This is a genomic window from Saccharopolyspora terrae, from assembly GCF_004348435.1.
GTDB classification, from domain to species: Bacteria; Actinomycetota; Actinomycetes; order Mycobacteriales; family Pseudonocardiaceae; genus Saccharopolyspora; species Saccharopolyspora endophytica.
Genome location: NZ_SMKS01000094.1, coordinates 1 through 18,069, shown reverse-complemented (window position 1 = coordinate 18,069; position 18,069 = coordinate 1). Strand labels below are relative to the sequence as shown.

The 18,069-nt window shown below is 70.7% G+C and carries 16 protein-coding genes; 11 read left to right on the top strand and 5 right to left on the bottom strand.

Translation table 11 applies throughout. The annotated features are described in order from the left end of the window. On the bottom strand, positions 1 to 864 hold an 864-nt coding region (coaA, locus tag E1181_RS29220), incomplete at its 3' end, for a type I pantothenate kinase (protein WP_132679639.1). A gap of 192 nt (positions 865 to 1,056) precedes the next feature. Continuing rightward, positions 1,057 to 2,451: an amino acid permease gene (locus tag E1181_RS29215; RefSeq protein WP_132679641.1), complete on the bottom strand. Its 1,395-nt coding sequence runs from the start codon at positions 2,449 to 2,451 to the stop codon at positions 1,057 to 1,059. A 279-nt stretch (positions 2,452 to 2,730) separates the two neighbouring features. Here E1181_RS29215 and E1181_RS29210 point away from each other — a divergent pair, with 279 nt between their 5' ends. The 5 genes from E1181_RS29210 to E1181_RS29190 all read left to right on the top strand — a co-directional run bounded on the left by E1181_RS29210 (position 2,731) and on the right by E1181_RS29190 (position 7,668). Beyond that, a complete protein-coding gene (locus tag E1181_RS29210; protein WP_132679638.1) occupies positions 2,731 to 3,183 on the top strand; it encodes a universal stress protein in 453 nt (150 codons plus the stop codon). Continuing rightward, positions 3,164 to 4,129 carry an adenylate/guanylate cyclase domain-containing protein gene (locus E1181_RS29205; RefSeq protein ID WP_235877136.1) on the top strand — a complete coding sequence of 322 codons (966 nt, stop codon included), beginning with the start codon at positions 3,164 to 3,166 and terminating at the stop codon, positions 4,127 to 4,129. Before E1181_RS29210 ends, E1181_RS29205 begins: the two co-directional genes overlap by 20 nt. A gap of 335 nt (positions 4,130 to 4,464) precedes the next feature. Further along, positions 4,465 to 5,844 carry an FAD-binding protein gene (locus tag E1181_RS29200; RefSeq protein ID WP_132679637.1) on the top strand — a complete coding sequence of 460 codons (1,380 nt, stop codon included), beginning with the start codon at positions 4,465 to 4,467 and terminating at the stop codon, positions 5,842 to 5,844. A 42-nt stretch (positions 5,845 to 5,886) separates the two neighbouring features. Then, positions 5,887 to 7,116 (top strand): SAM-dependent methyltransferase, encoded by a 1,230-nt coding sequence (locus E1181_RS29195; RefSeq protein ID WP_132679636.1) that lies wholly within the window; start codon positions 5,887 to 5,889, stop codon positions 7,114 to 7,116. Positions 7,117 to 7,185: 69 nt separating this feature from the next. Continuing rightward, entirely contained in the window at positions 7,186 to 7,668 is a 483-nt protein-coding gene (locus E1181_RS29190) for a VOC family protein (RefSeq protein WP_132679635.1), read from the top strand. Here E1181_RS29190 and E1181_RS29185 read toward each other — a convergent pair whose 3' ends face one another. Further along, on the bottom strand, positions 7,669 to 9,054 hold the full coding sequence (locus E1181_RS29185; protein WP_132679634.1) for a lipase maturation factor family protein: 1,386 nt from the start codon (positions 9,052 to 9,054) through the stop codon (positions 7,669 to 7,671). Positions 9,055 to 9,135: 81 nt separating this feature from the next. Here E1181_RS29185 and E1181_RS29180 point away from each other — a divergent pair, with 81 nt between their 5' ends. After that, positions 9,136 to 9,951: a putative RNA methyltransferase gene (locus E1181_RS29180; protein ID WP_132679633.1), complete on the top strand. Its 816-nt coding sequence runs from the start codon at positions 9,136 to 9,138 to the stop codon at positions 9,949 to 9,951. A 129-nt stretch (positions 9,952 to 10,080) separates the two neighbouring features. Here E1181_RS29180 and E1181_RS29175 read toward each other — a convergent pair whose 3' ends face one another. Together E1181_RS29175 and E1181_RS29170 are read right to left on the bottom strand one after the other, a co-directional pair. Then, on the bottom strand, positions 10,081 to 11,550 hold the full coding sequence (locus E1181_RS29175) for an aldehyde dehydrogenase (NADP(+)) (RefSeq protein ID WP_132679632.1): 1,470 nt from the start codon (positions 11,548 to 11,550) through the stop codon (positions 10,081 to 10,083). Positions 11,551 to 11,632: 82 nt separating this feature from the next. Continuing rightward, entirely contained in the window at positions 11,633 to 12,799 is a 1,167-nt protein-coding gene (locus E1181_RS29170) for a helix-turn-helix domain-containing protein (RefSeq protein WP_132679631.1), read from the bottom strand. Between the two features lie 74 nt (positions 12,800 to 12,873). Between E1181_RS29170 and ureA the strand changes: the two genes are divergently transcribed. The 5 genes from ureA to E1181_RS29150 form a co-directional block, all read left to right on the top strand. Beyond that, positions 12,874 to 13,449: an urease subunit gamma gene (gene ureA / locus E1181_RS32995; protein WP_132679630.1), complete on the top strand. Its 576-nt coding sequence runs from the start codon at positions 12,874 to 12,876 to the stop codon at positions 13,447 to 13,449. Further along, positions 13,446 to 15,119, top strand: a complete 1,674-nt coding sequence (locus E1181_RS29160) for an urease subunit alpha (protein WP_132679629.1) — start codon at positions 13,446 to 13,448, stop codon at positions 15,117 to 15,119. The genes ureA and E1181_RS29160 overlap by 4 nt, the downstream gene beginning before the upstream one ends. Before the next feature lie 13 nt (positions 15,120 to 15,132). Continuing rightward, positions 15,133 to 16,761 carry an amidohydrolase gene (locus tag E1181_RS29155; protein ID WP_132679628.1) on the top strand — a complete coding sequence of 543 codons (1,629 nt, stop codon included), beginning with the start codon at positions 15,133 to 15,135 and terminating at the stop codon, positions 16,759 to 16,761. 21 nt (positions 16,762 to 16,782) lie between these two features. Then, positions 16,783 to 17,286, top strand: a complete 504-nt coding sequence (locus E1181_RS32665; protein WP_268952516.1) for an MFS transporter — start codon at positions 16,783 to 16,785, stop codon at positions 17,284 to 17,286. Further along, a partial coding sequence (locus E1181_RS29150; RefSeq protein ID WP_268952515.1) for an MFS transporter occupies positions 17,169 to 18,069 on the top strand: 901 nt, incomplete at its 3' end. The genes E1181_RS32665 and E1181_RS29150, both read left to right, overlap by 118 nt.

The window sequence follows — 18,069 nt, the reverse complement described above, 5'->3', positions numbered from 1 at the left end:
GGGGCGGGTGGGCAGGATGTTGTCCACCAGGTTGGGCTCGTTGATGGTGCGCCAGAGGTGGTCGGCCTCGGCGCGCGCCTCGGAGTCGGTCAGCTCCGCGAAGTGGTGGAAGTGCGATTCCGGATCGGCGAAGGCGGTGCTGCGCAGCGCCAGGAACCGGTCGGTGTACCAGCGGGCGATGTGCTCGGTGCGGGCGTCGACGTAGATCGAGAAATCGAACAGGTCCGAGACCGTGAGGCTGGGGCCGGGCTGCAGGACGTTGAGGCCCTCGACGATGAGGATGTCGGGCTGGCGCACCACGTTGCGCTCGTCGGGCACGATGTCGTAGGCGACGTGCGAGTACACCGGGGCGGAGACTTCGGGGGCCCCGGACTTGACCTCGGTGACGAAGCGCAGCAGCGCCCGCCGGTCGTAGCTCTCCGGGAAGCCCTTGCGGTGCATCAGCCCGCGCCGGACCAGCTCGGCCTTCGAGTGCAGGAACCCGTCGGTGGTCACCAGGTCCACGCGCGGGTGGTCGGGCCAGCGGGCGAGCAGGGTGCGCAGGATGCGCGCGGTGGTGGACTTGCCGACCGCGACGCTGCCGGCCAAGCCGATGACGAAGGGCACCTTGGTCCCGCGGGTCTCCTCGCCGAGGAACGTCGTGGTGCTCTCGTGCAGCCGCTGCCGGGCGGCGACCTGGAGGCTGATCAGCCGGGACAGCGGCAGGTAGACGTCGGCGACCTCGTCGAGGTCGACCGGTTCGCCGAGGCCGCGCAGCGCGACCAGCTCGTCTTCGCTCAGCGGGAGGGGGAGCGAATCGCGCAGCTCCCGCCATTGCGCGCGGTGCAGCTCCACGTACGGGCTCAGTTCGCGAACGCGCGTCACAAAGCACCCCTCAGCATCGAGGCCCGGTCGTACTCCTGGCGGCACCGCGAAAAGCCCCGGTGGCGCCGGGGAAAACCCTAGGCATACGACACCGGATAACGCTGTGATCCAGTGCACGCTGAGACGCAGCAGACATGAGCTCAACCGATCAACACCGGACCGGCGCAGCGCGCGCCGGTCCGGTGCCGGCGATCAGGAGTTCATCTTCGACTTCCGGTAGCCGTAGGCGAAGTAGATGACCAGGCCGATGGCGAACCAGCCCGCGAACCGCAGCCAGGTCTCCCAGGCCAGGAAGGTCACCAGCCAGATCGAGAACGCGATGCCGATGATCGGCACCACCGGCATGCCCGGCGTCTTGAACTCGCGGGGCAGGTCGGGCCGCTTGTAGCGGAGCACGATCACCGCGGCGCACACGATCACGAACGCCAGCAGGATGCCGATGTTGGTCAGCTCCGCGGCCTCACCGATGGGAAGCAGACCGGCGATGACGGCCGAGGCGACGCCGATCAGCCAGGTGAACCGGGTGGGCACCTTGCGCACCGGGTGGGTCTTGCTGAACCACGCGGGCAGCAGGCCGTCGCGGCTCATCGAGTAGCCGACGCGCGTCACGCCGAGCATGAAGGTGAACATCACGGTGAGGATGCCCAGGATCGCGCCCACGCCGATGATCGCGCCGAGCATCGGCAGGCCCACGTCGGTGAACGCGGAGGCGAACGCGCTCTCGCCCTTGATCTGGTCGAACGGGATCATGCCGGTCAGCACCAGGCAGGCCAGCACGTACAGCACCATCGAGATGCCCAGCGAGTACAGGATCGCCTTGGGCATGTGCTTCTGGGCCTCTTTGGACTCCTCGGCGGCGGTGCTCATGGCGTCGTAGCCGAACACCGCGAAGAACACCGTCGCGGCGCCGGTGATGGCCCCGCTCGCGCCGAAGGGGAAGAACGGCGTGTAGTTGCCGGTGTTGATGTAGAAGGCGCCGACGCCGATGACCAGCAGCACCACGGCGACCTTCAGGTACACCAGGAAGGTCTCGAACCGCGCGGCGCTCTTCATGCCCAGGTTCAGCATGAAGGCGATGAACAGGCACAGCAGCACGGCGAAGAGGTTGATCTTGTAGCTGCCGGGCGCGACGCCCTCCTCCTCGGTGCCCGGTGCGCCGAGCATCCACACCGGGAGGTCGACGCCGACGTAGCCGACCACTTCGTTGAAGTACCCGGAGATGCTGATCGCCACCACCGCCACGATCGCGGTGTACTCCAGCAGCAGGTCCCAGCCGATCAGCCAGCCGACGACCTCACCGAGCACGGCGTAGCCGTAGGTGTAGGCCGAGCCCGCCTTGGGGATCATGCCCGCGAACTCGGCGTAGGAGAACGCCGCGGCGGCGCTGGCGATGCCGGCGATCAGGAACGAGATCAGCACGGCGGGCCCGGCCTTCTCGTTGGCGACCGCGCCAGCCAGCGAGAAGATCCCGGCGCCGATGATGCCGCCCACGCCGATCGCGGTGAGCTGCCACAAGCCCAGGGACTTGCTCAGACCTGTTTCCTCGACGTCCGAGGTGATGGTCTCGATGGGCTTGCGGCGAAACATTCCCCGCCCGGGTTGCAGGCTCGGTGCTGACACGTCGACTCCATTGTTCGAATCACAGGTTGCGGCGAAACGTACGCCGCATGATCGAGTGTCGCGCTGTGCGGTTGGACGACAGTTCCGGGAGCGGGTTGTGGAACGGCACAACCGGCCTGGTCCGCCACCGTGGCGCGGGGCACTGGTGGAGGCCTCCGCGCACGGGCCGTGACTGCGGCCGTCCTCGATCGTTAGTGTTCTCACCCGGAGCGTCGAAATGTCGGCCCCAAAGGAAGTGGGAGAGCGATGTCCAGTTATCGCACCGTCGTCGTGGGAACGGACGGCTCCGCGCCTTCGCTGCGCGCGGTTGGCCGGGCCGCCGAGGTCGCCAGCGCCTCGTCGGCGCGGCTGGTGATCGTCTGCGCCTACTACCCGACCGACCCGAAGGAGCTGGAACGCGCCGCCGATCAGCTCGGCGACGAGGCCTTCCAGGTCATGGGTTCGGCTCCGGCTCATGACACGGTGCAGACGGCATCGGACACCGCCCGCAAGGCCGGTGCGACCGACGTCGAGACCGTCGCCGCCGTCGGCGAGCCGGTCTCGGTGCTGCTGGGCGCGGCCGAGAAGCACAGCGCCGACCTGCTGGTCGTGGGTAGCCGAGGGCTCAACACCCTCAAGGGGCGCATCCTCGGTTCGGTCCCGTCCGAGGTGTCCCGACGATCTGATTGCGACGTGCTCGTTGTCCGAACGTCGCGATGACCGGATCCGGCGAATCGAGGAGATCCTCCTCGGTTCGCCGCCCCAGTACACCAAGGACGAGGTCGCCGAGGCGTCCGGCGTTTCCGTGGAGCGCGCCGAGCAGCTGTGGCAGGCGATGGGCTTCGCGCACGTCGACTCGGACGAGGTGATCTTCACCGACGCCGATGTCGCGGCGCTGCGCGCCCTGGTGTCGCTGGTGTCGGCGGACGTGATCCCCGACGAGCTCGAATCCGCGGTGGCGCGTTCGCTGGCGCAGACCATGTCCCGGCTGGCCGAGTGGCAGACGGGCCTGTTCAAGTCGCTGCTGGGGCAGAGCTTCGCCACCGATGTGGACACCACCACCGAGGTGGCGGCGGCGATCGTGCCGGTCATGGAGAAGATGCAGGACTACGTGTGGCGGCGGCACCTGGCCGCCACCGTGGCCCGCGAGCTCGACGAGCGCGATCCGGGCATCGACGAGCGCGTGCAGGTCGTGGGGTTCGCCGACCTGGTCGGCTACACCCGGTTGATCCGCGACTTCACCGAGCTGGAGCTGACCCGGCTGATCGACGGCTTCGAGTCGCTGGCGGGAGGTGTGGTCGCGCAGAACCACGGCCGCGTCATCAAGACCGTCGGCGACGAGGTCCTGTTCGTGGCCGACAGCCCGGAGGAGGGCGCGGAGATCGCGCTGACCCTCAACGAGGAGATCGCCAAGAACGACCTGCTGCCGCCGCTGCGGATCGCCCTGGCTCGCGGACCGGTGCTGGCGCGCTTCGGCGACGTCTACGGCTCGACGGTGAACATCGCCAGCCGCCTGACGTCGGTCGCCCGCCCGGCCTCGGTGCTCATCGACCGCGAGATGGCCGCCGCGCTGCGCGGCCACGAGGACTACAAGCTCATCTCGGTGGGGTCCACGAAGGTCCAGAGCTTCCGCGGCCTCCGAGCCTGGGCTCTCAAGCGCCGCTAGGGACGGGAGCTGTTCGGCGAGTTCCTCTCGCTCGGCGGTGCGGGTGGGAATCACCCGCTCGAAGCAATGGACTCGGCCGCGTGGTGAAAGGCCCCGGGTCGCAGGACTGCTCCGATCACAGCAAATGTGATCGAAATATCGCTGAACTTGCATGTATCACGCAAGTGTCTGCGGCACCTCCCCGTTCGTGGCTCCAACCTGCGGTTTTGCGATCATCGAAGATCGCGGAACCGCCCTTCGCCGACGGGTTTTGGGCTGTTCGTCGGCTTGCGGGCGGGGCCGGAGCCCTCGTCAAAGGGGGTGCTTGAGACCGGATCCGGCATTACGGTCGAGGTATGGCGGATCGGGTAACGCCGATGATCGGCGAGCATTCCGACGACGTGGCCGAGCTGGTCGCGCAGTACGCACAACTGCCGGCCGGTGCACCGGTCCGGCTCGCCAAACCCACCTCGAACCTCTTCCGGTTCCGCGCCCCCTCCGACTCCCCGGGGCTCGACGTCGGCCGGTTCACCAAGGTCTTCGACGTCGACGCCGAAGCCGGAACCGCGCAGGTCCAGGGCATGGCGACCTACGAGCAGATCGTGGACGCGCTGCTGCCCACCGGGCACATCCCGAAGGTGGTGCCGCAGCTCAAGACCATCACGCTGGGCGGCGCGGTGGCCGGGCTGGGCATCGAGTCGACCTCCTACCGCAACGGGCTGCCGCACGAGTCGGTGCGCGAGATGGAGATCCTCACCGGCGACGGTTCGGTGGTGGTGGCGCGGCCGGACAACGAGCACGCGGACCTGTTCCGGGGCTTCCCCAACTCCTACGGCACGCTGGGCTACGCGCTGCGGCTGGAGATCGAGCTGGAGGAGGTCAAGCCCTACGTCAAGCTCCGCCACGTCCCGTTCGCCACCGCCGCCGAGTGCACCGAGGCGATCGCCCGGATCTGCGCGGACTGTGAATTCGACGGCGAGCAGGTCGATTTCGTCGACGGGACCGTGTTCACGCCGACCGAGCACCACCTCACCCTCGGGTCCTACGTGGACTCCGCGCCCTTCGCCAGCGACTACACCGGCGAGCAGATCTACTACCGGTCGGTGCAGCAGCGCCGCACCGACTACCTGAGCATCCACGACTACCTGTGGCGCTGGGACACCGACTGGTTCTGGTGCTCGCGGGCGATCGGCGTGCAGCACCCGCTGATCCGCCGCTTCTGGCCGGCGAAGTACAAGCGCTCCGACGTCTACCGGCGGATCGTCGCCTGGGACCGGCGGCACTCGGTGACCGACCGGCTCGCCGTGCTGCAGGGCAAGGGCCTCAACGAACCGGTGATCCAGGACGTCGAGATCCCGGTCCAGCGGTTGCCGGAGTTCCTGGAGTTCTTCCACCGCGACATCGGCATCTCGCCGATCTGGTTGTGCCCGGTGCGGCTGCGCGACCGCGAGGGCTGGTCGCTGTACCCGATGGACCCCGACACCCTCTACGTCAACGTCGGCTTCTGGGCGACCGTGCCGCTGCGCCCCGGCGAGGCGCCGGGCAGGCACAACCGCGCGATCGAGCGGAAGGTGACCGAGCTCGACGGGCACAAGTCGCTGTACTCCAACTCCTACTTCGAGGAGGACGAGTTCTGGCTGCTCTACAACCGACCGGCCTACCAGCGGCTGAAGGACACCTACGACCCGAAGGGCCGATTGCCGGGGCTGTACGAGAAGTGCGTTCGCGAGCGCTGACTCGCGGCAGACGACACATCAAACTGGAAAGGAGACCCTCTGATGGGATGGGCAGGGGTGTTCGAGCGGATTCTCGGCGGCGACCTGTCGGTGGAGATCCGAGCCTTCGACGGCAGCCGAGCGGGGACCGCCGGGGCCGATGTGTGCGTAGAAGTCCGCTCGCCGCTGGCGCTGTCGCACCTGGCCAACGCGCCCGGTGAGCTGGGGCTCGCCCGCGCCTACGTCAGCGGCGCGCTGGAAGTGCACGGCGACATGTACAGCGCGCTGGCGGCGTTCCCGTCGGTGACGCTCAACGACGTGCCTGCGGACCTGCGACGCGAACTGCTCTTCAAGCTGGCCGGGTACCGGTTCTGGTGGCCGGTCAGGGTGCCGGAGGTCGAGCACCGCTCGCGCGGCTGGCGGCACTCGAAGAACCGCGACAGCCAGTCGATCTCGTACCACTACGACGTCTCCAACCGGTTCTACGAGTACGTCCTCGGCCCGTCGATGGCCTACACCTGCGCGGTCTACCCGGAGCAGAACGCCACCCTGGAGCAGGCGCAGTTCACCAAGCACGACCTGGTGGCCCGCAAGCTCGACCTGTCCGAAGGCCAGCGGCTGCTCGACGTCGGCTGCGGCTGGGGCGGCATGGTCATGCACGCCGCCGAGCACTACGGGGTGCGCGGGCTGGGCGTCACGCTGTCGCGGCAGCAGGCGCAGTGGGCGCAGAAGGCCATCGCCGAACGCGGCCTGGCCGACCTCGCCGAGGTCCGCTACATGGACTACCGGGACGTGCCGGAAACCGGGTTCGACGCCGTGAGCTCCATCGGCCTGACCGAGCACATCGGTCTCAAGCAGCTACCGCACTACTTCTCGTTCCTGCACGACAAGCTGGTGCCGGGTGGCCGGCTGCTCAACCACTGCATCACCCGCCCGCACGGTCAGCAGAGGGCGCGGACGGGCAAGTTCATCGGCCGCTACGTCTTCCCCGACGGCGAGCTCGAACCGGTCGGCACGCTCGTGTCGGCGATGAACGACAACGGCTTCGAGGTGCGCCACGAGGAGAACCTGCGCGAGCACTACGCGATGACGCTGGCCCACTGGTGCGAGAACCTCGACCGCAACTGGTCGGCCGCGGTCGCCGAGGCCGGACACGCGCGGGCGCGCGTGTGGCGGCTGTACATGGCCGCCTGCCAGCTCGGGTTCGAGCGCAACAACATCCAGCTGCACCAGGTGCTGGGCGTCAAGCTCGACGGCACCGACGCGCGCATGCCGCTGCGCCCGGCGTTCTGACCGATGAGTTCCGCTGCGTGAGCGGGTCTACCCCTTCAGTCTGGATTCCCGCGACGAAGGGGTAGACCCATGTACGAGTTCGCCCAGAAGATCACCCCGAACCTGTGGTTCGACACCGAGGCCGAGGAAGCCGCGAAGTACTACTGCTCGATCTTCCCGGATTCGCGCATCGTGCACGTCATGCACCGCGGCGAGGCCGGCCCGGGCGAGCCCGGCACGGTGCTGGTGGTGCAGTTCGAACTGTTCGGTCAGCAGTTCATCGGGCTCAACGGGGGACCGCAGTTCACGTTCACCGAGGCGGTCTCGCTGGAGGTCACCTGCGAGTCGCAGGAGGAGATCGACCGGCTGTGGGAGCAGCTCGGCGAAGGCGGCGAGCACGGCCCCTGCGGCTGGCTCAAGGACCGCTACGGCCTGTCCTGGCAGATCACGCCCCGCCGCCTCCTGGAGCTGATCACCTCACCGGATCCCGCGGTCTCCGACCGGGTCATGAAGGCGATGCTGAGCATGGGCAAGCTCGACATCGCCGAACTCGAAGCCGCCGCCCAGGGGTGATCACAGGTCGTCGAGGCTCAGGGGCGGAACGATGTCCGAGGACCTGGTCCTGCTCCAGTGGGCGCCGGTCTCGCGGCGGTCCCGGCGGGTGTTGAAGCGGTAGCGGTAGAGGTCGGCCTTGACCACCTTCGGCGGTGCGTCGGGGAACGGGTTGTGCCGGAGCAGGGCCAGCACCGGGGGCTCGTTGCGGAGCAGGGCGCGCAGGAACCTCGGCAGCCAGGTGCGCCCGTAGGAGGGGTTGATGGCCACGAACCACATCAGCCAGTCCAGCCGCAGGTGGTACGGCGCGATCTGGGGCGGTCTGCGCGCGGGGTCGCCGGGCTTGCCCTTGAACTCGTACTCCCGCCACGGGCCTCCCGGCTCGTCGGCGCCCTGCACGACGACCTCGTAGCGGACCCGCGTGATGCTGCCGAACGCGCCGTAGGTGTTGCCCAGGTGCAGCCGGTTGAAGCTGCGGTTCATGACCTGACCGCGCCCCAGCATGTTGCGCACCGGCCAGTACGCCAGCACCACGAACAGCGCCGTCACCGCCAGCACGAGCACCGCGAACCAGCCCGGCGGATCGGGCAGCGCGGCCGGTGGCCCGCCCACGGCGGCGAACGCCAGGGTGATCGTCAGGAGGTTCAGCCAGGCGAAGTTCCCGCTGAGCATCAGCCACAGCTGCGTGACGACGATGATCGCCGCCGCGACGGTGGCCACCGGTTGCGGGGCGAACAGCAGGAACGGAACGACGAGCTGGGTCCCGTGGTTGGCCAGCGCCTCCACCTTGTGCAGCGGCCGCGGCAGCCAGTGGAACCAGCGGCTCAGCGGACCCGGCATCGGCTGCGTCTCGTGGTGGTAGTGCAGCGCCGTGAGGTCGCGCCAGCAGGAGTCGCCGCGCAGCTTGATCAGCCCGGCGCCGAACTCGACGCGGAACAGCAGCCAGCACAGCAGCCACAGCACCGGCGCTGGTGGGGCGATGTGCGCCGGGCCCAGGAAGATCGCCAGGAAACCGGCTTCGAGCAGCAGCGATTCCCAGCCGAAGCCGTACCAGACCTGGCCGACGTTGACGATCGACGAGTACAGCACCCACAGCAGCGCCCACACGAGCATCCAGCCCCAGACCGGGGCGAAGTCCGCGAACTGGGCGAGCGCGCTCGCGGCGATGCCGGTCCAGGCCACGCCCGCCAGCCACCGGTCGGAGCTGCGGAAGTGGAACACGCTCGGTGCCCGGCGGAACGGCACCCGCGCGACGAAGTGGACCACCGGCGTCAGCCCGCGCTCACCGAGCAGACCGCGGAACTGCCGGAGGAAGCAGATGAAGCCGATCAGGTAGGTCAGGGCGATCAGGTGGGTGACGGCGAACCTCGCCGCCTGGTACTCGGGTGCGCTCAGCCAGTGCCACATCGCCGCGCCTCCTTCCGCGCCGCTCGTCGCATTCCCCGGCGACTAGAATCGCGCATCTGCGGAGCGTGTGGAGGCTGGGCTGTGCTGGACGAGGTTGTGGAGGTGCTGGCCTGCCCGCACTGCGGACTCGACCTGGAGCGAAGCGGGAACTCGCTGCGGTGTTCGTCGAACCACGTGTTCGACTTCGCGCGGCAGGGCTACGTCAGCCTGCTCTCGGGGCGCAGCAAGGTCGTCGGTGACACCGCGGAGATGGTCGCGGCCCGCGCCGGGTTCCTGGGCGCCGGGCACTACGACCCGATCGCCGAGGCGGTGGCAGCGGCGGTCACCGGGGACGGCCCGGTGGTCGACATCGGTGCCGGTACCGGCTTCTACCTGGCACGGGCCCTCGGTGAGCGGATCGGCGTGGCCCTGGACGTCTCCAAGTACGCGTGCCGCCGGGCGGCCAAGGCGCACCCCCGCATCGGCGCGGCGGTGGCCGACGCCTGGCAGCCGCTGCCGATCCGCACCGGTGCGGCGGGTGTCGTCCTCAACGTCTTCGCTCCGCGCAACGCGCCGGAGATGCGCCGGATCCTGCGTCCCGGCGGTGAGCTCGTCGTCGTGATCCCCGACCCCGGTCACCTGACCGGTCTGGTCGACCACCTGGGCCTGCTCAACGTCGACGAGTCCAAACCGGAACGCCTCGCCGACCAGCTCGGAGGCCATTTCACCCCGCTGGAGCGGCGCACGGTCGAGTTCCGGCTCGAACTGACCCACGCCGAAGCCCTGGCGGCCGTGGCCATGGGGCCCAGCGCCTGGCACACCACGCCCGACGCCCTCGAAGCCAAGATCGCCGCCCTGCCGTCACCCGTGACGCCGACGGCCGCGGTCACGGTCGCCCGCTACCGCCGAACCCCCTGAGCTTCCACGTCACCCGCACGGGCGACGCAGTTCGAATTTCGCGCGAAATTCGAAGGCGAGCTGCGGCCCTCGAATTTCGCGCGAAATTCGACAGGACGGTGGGGCGCCCGGTGGTGGGCGCCCCCGGGGTCACTTCGGGGTGTGGACGGTTCGGGGGATGTTCCAGGGGTTCTCGTCCTGGAGGGCCGCTGGGAGAAGCGCAGCCGGGACGTTCTGGTAGGTCACCGGGCGGAGGAAGCGGTCGAGCGCCGCCGTGCCGACCGAGGTGAAGCGGGCGTCCGTGGTGGCCGGGTAGGGGCCGCCGTGCTGCATGGCGTGGGAGACGGCGACGCCGGTCGGCCAGCCGTTGAACAGCAGGCGCCCGGCGCGTTCCCGCAGGCGCGGCAGGAGCGTGGCGACGAAGTCGGTGTCGGAGTCCTCCGCGTGGACGGTCGCGGTGAGGTTGCCCTCGAACGCCTCCGCTGCGCGGCGGGCCTCGTCCTCGGAGGTGTAGGTGACCACGATGGACAGCGGGCCGAACACCTCCTCCAGCAGCGCGTCCCGGTTGGCCAGCAGGGTTTCCACGTCGGTGGCCAGCAGCGTGGGCGCCGCCCCGTCCACTGCCGAGTCGCTCGCGCCGTCGGCGAGCACGCGCACCCCCGGGACGTCGGTGACGACCGAGCGCCGACCGCAGTAGCCCTCGTGCAGCCGCTCGTTGAGCAGCCGGTGGGACGCCACGGCCGCCGATTCCTCGGCGAGCGCGCCCTCCAGGCCGTGGTCGGCGGGCAGGAACAGCAGGCCGGGCTTGGTGCACAGCTGACCGGCGTTGCCGGAGTAGGAGGTCACGTAGCCCTTGGCGATGTCGGTTCCGCGCGCGGCCACGGCCCCCGGGGCGACGAACACCGGGTTGAGGCTGCCCAGCTCACCGAAGAACGGGATCGGCTTCGGCCGCGAGTTGGCGATGTCGAACAGCGCGCGCCCGGCCGGGACCGAACCGGTGAACGCGGCCGCCTTGATCCGCTCGTCCCGCAGCGCGTCGGTGCCGGTGTCGAAGCCGAGCACGACGCTGAACGCGCCTTCCGGCGCACCGGCCGAGCGCAGCGCCTCGGCGACGATCTCGCCGGTCCGCACCGACAGCTCCGGGTGACCGGGGTGGCCCTTGAGGACCACCGGGCACCCGGCCGCCAGCGCTGCGGCGGTGTCACCACCGGCGACGGAGAACGCGAAGGGGAAGTTGCTGGCGGCGAACACCAGAACCGGGCCCACCGGCAGCAGCATCCGCCGCAGGTCCGGCTTGGGGCCCAGCGCGAAGTCCAGGTCGGCTCGGTCGAAGGTGACCCGCAGGTGCTCGCCGGGCTCGACGGTGTCGGCGAACAGGCGCAGCTGGAAGGTGGTCCGCTTGAGCTCACCGGTCAGCCGGCCCTCGGACAGGTGAGACTCGTTGATGGCCAGCGGGATCAGCTCACCGGCCGCCGCGTCCAGGGCGTCGGCGACGGCCCGCAGCTGGCGGGCGCGCTCCGCCGGGGCCTGCTCGCCGAAGGGCTCGGCGGCGTCGGCGGCCCGCTGCAGCGCGGCGTCGAGTTCGGCTCGGGTGGTGTCCGGGATCTGCGTCGCGGTCAACGTCCCATCCTTTGCGCGATCGAGAGAGGTCCACGACCACCGTAGTACGCCGGACAACCGGCGAACCGTACGGCGTTCGAAATCACGCACTCGGGTCGCAGGCCCGCGCCACCATGAACAACGCGGCCTGGTCGGGACGGGTGAGATCGCAGCCGGTGAGATCGTCGATGCGGCGAAGCCGGTTGAGCACCGTGTTGCGGTGGCAGTACAGCTCACCGGCCACCGCACCCGCCGATCCGGTGCGCAGGTAGGCCGACGCGGTCTCCAGCAGCCGCGAGCGCTCGCCCGCGCCGATGCCGCGCATCCGGCCGAACACTTCCGCTCCCAGCGCGTCGCCCAGCTCGCCCAGCCTCCCCGCCACCACCGACGACCAGACGTCCGGCAGCGCCCGCGGGCCCGCCTCGGCCGCGCCGGTCCCGGCCAGCTCGGCGGCGATGCGCACCGCGCGCGGCACACCCGCCAGCGTGCGGGCCACGGGTGCGAGGCCGCACGGGACCTCCTGCAACCAGCGCCGCGGCACCGCCGTGACGCCGGCGGGCAGCTGCGCGATGAGCACCGGTCGCCGGTCGACGTCCTGCAGGTGCACCGAGATGCCCCGCGCCGACAGCTCGTCGGCCGCGTCGCGCAGCGGCCGGGTGGCGGGCAGCGGGGCCGCGGCCACCGCGAAGTCCGCGTCGGCGGAGACGTCGAGCGCCGTGGCGACCTGCGCGACCACCTGCGGATCGCGGGCGTCGGTGGTCAGCAGCCGCGCCACCAGCTGGGCGCGCTCGTGCTCCTGCTCGCGGGCCACCACCGCGGCTTCGGACAGGTAGGCGAGGTGGATGCGGGTGGTGTGGTGGTCGACCGCGGCCCACACCCGCGAGGCGCTGCGCACCAGAGACGGCAGCTCGTCCTCGGACACCCGTCGCGCGAAGGCGTCCCAGAGCACCCGGAAGTCGACGCGCACCGCGTGCAGCAGCACCTCCAGCGGCACGCCCGCCTGCGCGCGGCTGCGGCCGATGCGCTCGCACAGGTCGCCCAGCCGGTCGGGCACGGCCAGGCCTCCGGACAACCGCAGCAGCAGCTCCATGCTCCCCTCGGCGTGCTCGCGCAGCTCCGACCACGGCACGGCGTCGCTGGCGTAGGGCTCCATCGAGCGCAGCTCGGCCAGGAACACCGCGACCAGCTCGTCGAGATCGTCCAGGCAGGAGTGCACCAGCCTGCGCAACGGCCCGTCGGGTGTGACCGGCTCGTGAAGCGAAGTGTGCATCCGCCCAATCTAGAGCGATCAGATGGCGTGGATCCATCATTGTGCTGGGCCGGTGACCAGAGGACTGTGCTCTCATGCACTTGACGCCCCGCGAGCAGGAGCGGCTGAACCTGTTCACCGCCGCGGAGCTGGCCCGCCGCAGGCTGGCGCGCGGCGCGCCGCTCGGCGCGCCCGACGCCGTGGCCTACGTGTGCGACGAGATCTGCGAACTCGCCTGGGACGGCGTGGACATCGACGAGATCGTGCGCAGAGCCGGCGCGCTGCTGACCGCCGACCAGGTCCGCCCAGGTGTTCCCGCCGCCGTGCCGGTGATCCAGGTCGAAGCGCTCTTCCCGCACGGCAGCTCGCTGGTGCACGTGTCGCAGCCGTTCGGCCCGCCCGGTCCGGACGCGCCGGGAGCGGTGCGCGCCGCCGACGGCGAGATCGAGTTGGCGGCCGGCCGCGAGCGGCGCACGGCGTGGCTGCACAACACCGGTGAACGCCCGGTGTGGATCTCCTCGCACTTCCCGCTGGACCAGCTCAACCCGGCGGTGCGCAGCGACGTCGAGCTCGCCGGTTTCCGGCTGGCGGTGCCCGCGGGCACGGCGGTGCGCCTGGAAGCGGGGGAGCGCAAGGAACTCGTCCTCGTGGCGATGGGAGGCAGCCGATGACCAGCCTGTCCCGGGAGCGCTACGCGGCGCTGTACGGACCGACCACCGGTGACCTGGTGCGGTTGGCCGACACCGACCTGTGGGTGCGCGTCGAGGACGACGACACCGAGCCCGGCGAGGAGATGCTCGGCGGCTGCGCCAAGACCGCCCGCGACGGACTGCTCGTCGCGCCGAAGGCGGGCCGGGACAGCGCGCTGGACATGGTGATCCTCGGCGTGCTGCTGCTGGATCCGGTGCTGGGCGTGCGCAAGACGAACATCGGGATCAAGGAGGGACGGGTCGTCGGCGTCGGGCGCGCGGGAAACCCGGAGGCCGGGGACGGCGTGGAGCTGGTCGTCGACTCGCACACCGCGATGATCACCGGTGACGGCCTGATCGCCACGCCCGGCGTGGTCGACTCGCACGTGCACCTGTCCAGCCCCGAGGTGGTGCCCGCGGCGCTGGCGGCCGGGGTGACCTCGCTGGTGGGCATGGGCATGGGCGGGGTGTGGGACGTCGGCGCGAACCCGGCCCACAACCTGCACTCGATGATCGAGGCGTGGCGGGACGTGCCGATCAACGTCGCGTTCCTGGCGCGCGGATCGTCGTCCTCGAACGACCTGCTGGAACGGGCGGTCCTGTCCGGCGCGGGCGGGTTCAAGATCCACGAGGACTGGGGCGCCACCCCGCGCATCGTGGACACCTGCCTGGGCGCGGCCGATCAGGCGGACCTGCCGGTCGCGCTGCACACCGACACGCTCAACGAGTCCGGTTTCCTCGCCGACACCCTCGACGCGACGCGGGGCCGCACGGTGCACGCCTACCACGTCGAGGGCGGTGGCGGGCATCCCGACCTGCTGGAGGTCGTGGGCAGTCCGCACGTGCTGACCTCCTCGACCACCCCGACGCTGCCGCTGACCCCGGCGACGGTCGCCGAGCTGTTCCCGATGACCATGACAGTCCACAAGGGACACTCCATGGTGGACAGCGACAGGAGCATCGCGGGAAGCAGGGTCCGCGAGCACGGCATCGCCGCGGAGAACGCGCTGCACGACTCCGGGGCGATCAGCATCGTCAACTCCGACTCGATGGGCATGGGCCGCATCGCCGAAACCGCCCGCCGCACCTGGCAGCTCGCTCACGTGCAGGCCGCGCTCGCCGGCGAGACCGGGCCCGAGCACGCCGACAACGAGCGGGTGCTGCGCTACCTCGCCAAGATCACCCTCAACCCGGCGATCGCGCACGGCATGGGCCACGAGGTCGGATCGCTGCAGCCGGGCAGGCTCGCCGACATCGTGCTGTGGCAACCGGCCTGGTTCGGCGCCGAACCCGACCTGGTGATCAAGTCCGGGTTCGTCGCCTGGGGCGCCAGCGGGTCGGGTTCCGGATCCACCCGGCTCACCCAACCGAGGGTCATGCGTCCCTTCTTCGGCGGACTCGGCGCCGCGCCCCGCAGGCTGTCCACGGTGTTCGTCGCCGACGCCGCCGACCGCGCGCGCCTGCCCAGCGGCCCGAACTACGCCTCCGTGCGCGACAGCAGGGGGCTGACCAGGGCGGACATGGTGCGCAACACCGCGACCCCGCGCGTGGAAGTCCCGCGCGAACCGGGTCCGGTGTCGGTCGACGGTGTAGAGATCGACGTGCACCGCGCGGCAACGCTGCCGCTGACCCGCACGCACCACCTGGGCTGAGGAGAGGAACGAAGTGCTGGACCTGCTGCTGCGCGACGTCCGCGCGCTGACCATGAACCCGCACCACCCGACCGCGCACACCATCGGGGTGCTCGGCGGGCGGATCGTCGGGGTGGACGAGGTGATCGCCGACCTGCCCGCGCGGCAGGTGATCGACGGCGGCGGCGCGGTCGTGACGCCCGGCTTCGCCGACTCGCACAACCACATGGTCTGGTACGGGCTCTCGCTGGCCGAACTCGACCTGTCCGGCTGCCGGTCGGCCGAGGAGCTCTACGACCTGGTCGCCGCCAAGGCCGCCGAACTGCCCTCCGACGGTTGGGTGATCGGCTCCGGCTACGACGACTTCGTCATCGGCGGGCACCCGGACCGCGCCCGGCTCGACAGGGCGGGCGGCGGCAGGCCGGTGTGGCTCAAGCACCGCTCGGCGCACATGTGCGTGGCCAGCACCGAAATCCTCGCCAAGGCAGGGGTTCTGGACGGTTCCGCCCGCGTTCCCGAGGGCGGCGTGGTCGAGCGCGACGCCGAGGGGGCTCCGACCGGCCTGCTCGCCGAGCAGGCGCAGCAACTCGTCGACGCGCTGGTCAAGCCCTACCCGGTCGAGGAGCTGGTGGCGGCGATCGGCCGCGCCGCGAAGCGCTACGCGGCCGAAGGGCTCACGCACGTCACCGAAGCGGGCATCGGCGGCGGCTGGATCGGGCACAGCCCGGCCGAGGCCGCCGCGTACCAGCTGGCGCGGCAGCGCGGCGAGCTGCCGCTGCGCGTGGAGCTGATGCCCGCCAACGAGGTGCTGCACCAGGTCGGTCCGGACGCCTTCGGCCTGGACCTGGGGCTGCGCAGCGGTTTCGGCGACGACTTCCTGCGCATCGGGCCGATGAAGATCTTCACCGACGGCGCGCTGTCGAGCCGCACCGCCGCGGTCACCGCCCCGTTCCACGGGCACGGCGGCCGAGGGGTGCTCGGCGACGACCCGGACGTGCTGCGCGAGCGGATCCTCACCGCGCACCGGGGCGGCTGGCGGGTCGCCGCGCACGCCATCGGCGACCGCGCCATCGACCTGACGTTGGAGGCGTTCGAGCAGGCGCAGCGCGAGGTTCCGCGACCGGACGCGCGGCACCGCATCGAGCACTCGGCGATGGTGCGCCCCGACCAGCTCTCCCGGATGGCCGCGCTGGGCGTCATCCCGGTGCCGCAGTCGCGGTTCCTCTACGAGATCGGCGACACCATGATCGGAGCGGTCGGCGACGAGCGTGAGCCCTGGCTGTACCGGCACCGGTCCTTCCTGGACGCAGGCCTGGTGGTGCCCGGCAGCTCGGACCGCCCGTGCGTGTCCAACGGGGCACCGCTGCTGGGGATGCGCGCGATGGTCGACCGCACCACCAAAGCCGGGCGCGTGCTCGCCCCCGACGAGCGGGTCGACGCCGTCGAGGCGCTGCGCGCCTACACCACCCACGCGGCGTGGGCGGCCGGTCAGGAGCACCAGCGCGGCCAGATCGCCGCGGGCATGTTCGCCGACCTCGTGCTGCTCGACGCCGACCCCACCACCGTGCCCGTCTCGGAGATCGGCGACATCGACGTGCGCGCCACGTTCGTCGCCGGCCGCGCGGTGCACGGAGCGGACGAGTTCGCAGAAGTCCCCACCTGATCCGGCACACCGGGAGGCCCCGTGACCGAAACAGCGAGCACGCCACGCACCGACCCCGCGGAGGCGCGCAAGGTCGCGTTCGCCGCGTTCGTCGGCACCGCCCTGGAGTGGTACGACTACTTCCTCTACGGCACGGCCGCGTCGATCGTGTTCGACCGGCTGTACTTCGCGACCGAGGACCCGGCGGTGGCCACGCTCGCCGCCTTCGCCTCGTTCGCGATCGGTTTCCTCGCGCGGCCGCTCGGCGCGGTGGTGTTCGGCCACCTCGGCGACCGCATCGGGCGCAGGCGCAGCCTGCTCATCACGGTCACACTGATCAGCGTGGTCACGGGGCTCATCGGGCTGCTGCCGGACTTCATGGCCATCGGTCTGGCCGCTCCGCTGCTGCTAAGACCGCGCTGCGCGTGCTGCAGGGCATCGCGGTCGGCGGCGAGTGGGGCGGTGCCGTCACGCTCGCCGTGGAGCACGCGCCGCCGGAGCAGCGGGGTCGGTTCGCGGCCCTGCCGCAGATCGGCTCGCCGATAGGCACGCTGCTGTCCTCGGGCGGGTTCTACCTGGTGGCGATGCTGCCCGACGAGTCGTTCGACTCGTGGGGCTGGCGGCTGCCGTTCCTGGCGGCCTTCCCGCTGCTGGGCGTCGCGCTGTACCTGCGGCGCCGGGTCGGGGAGTCGCCGCTGTTCGAGCAGATGCTCGCCGAGCACGATCGGGCCTCGGTGCCCGCCGTGGAGCTGTTCCGCACCGCCTGGCGGCAGGTGCTGATCGGCATCGCGGCGTCGCTGATCGGCATCGGCGGCTTCTACCTGCTGACCACCTTCGTGATCAGCTACGGCTCCGGGCAGCTGGGACTGCCGAAGTCGTTGATGCTGGGTGCGACGCTGTTCGCGGCGGCGGCCGAGGTCGTGACGCTGATCTTCGGCGGCAGGCTGGCCGACCGGTTCAGCCCCGGCAAGGTCTGCCTGTGGGGCGGGGTCCTGTCGGCGCTGGTGGCGTTCCCGGTGTTCTGGATGATCGACACGCGCAACCCGGTGCTGGTGATCATCGCGGTGACGCTGGGCATCAACTGCCTGTCGATCCCGTACGCGGTCTCGGGTTCGCTGCTGGCCGGGCTGTTCCCGGTGCACCTGCGCTACAGCGGAGTCGCGATCTCCTCCAACCTCAGCGGCCTGATCAGCGGCTTCGTCCCCCTGGCGGCCAGCGCCCTGCTCATCGCCAGCGACCAGAAGTCCTGGTCCGCAGCAACCCTCCTGCTCCTCCTAGCCCTCATCACCGCACTCGGAGGCCTCCTAGGCCACCGAGCAACCCGCCCCC

Coding starts and splice junctions, on each gene's coding strand:
- E1181_RS29215 (WP_132679641.1), bottom strand. CDS start 2,451: ATGTTTCGCCGCAAGCCCATCGAGACCATCACCTCGGACGTCGAGGAA.
- E1181_RS29210 (WP_132679638.1), top strand. CDS start 2,731: ATGTCCAGTTATCGCACCGTCGTCGTGGGAACGGACGGCTCCGCGCCT.
- E1181_RS29200 (WP_132679637.1), top strand. CDS start 4,465: ATGGCGGATCGGGTAACGCCGATGATCGGCGAGCATTCCGACGACGTG.
- E1181_RS29195 (WP_132679636.1), top strand. CDS start 5,887: ATGGGATGGGCAGGGGTGTTCGAGCGGATTCTCGGCGGCGACCTGTCG.
- E1181_RS29190 (WP_132679635.1), top strand. CDS start 7,186: ATGTACGAGTTCGCCCAGAAGATCACCCCGAACCTGTGGTTCGACACC.
- E1181_RS29185 (WP_132679634.1), bottom strand. CDS start 9,054: ATGTGGCACTGGCTGAGCGCACCCGAGTACCAGGCGGCGAGGTTCGCC.
- E1181_RS29170 (WP_132679631.1), bottom strand. CDS start 12,799: ATGCACACTTCGCTTCACGAGCCGGTCACACCCGACGGGCCGTTGCGC.
- ureA (WP_132679630.1), top strand. CDS start 12,874: ATGCACTTGACGCCCCGCGAGCAGGAGCGGCTGAACCTGTTCACCGCC.
- E1181_RS29160 (WP_132679629.1), top strand. CDS start 13,446: ATGACCAGCCTGTCCCGGGAGCGCTACGCGGCGCTGTACGGACCGACC.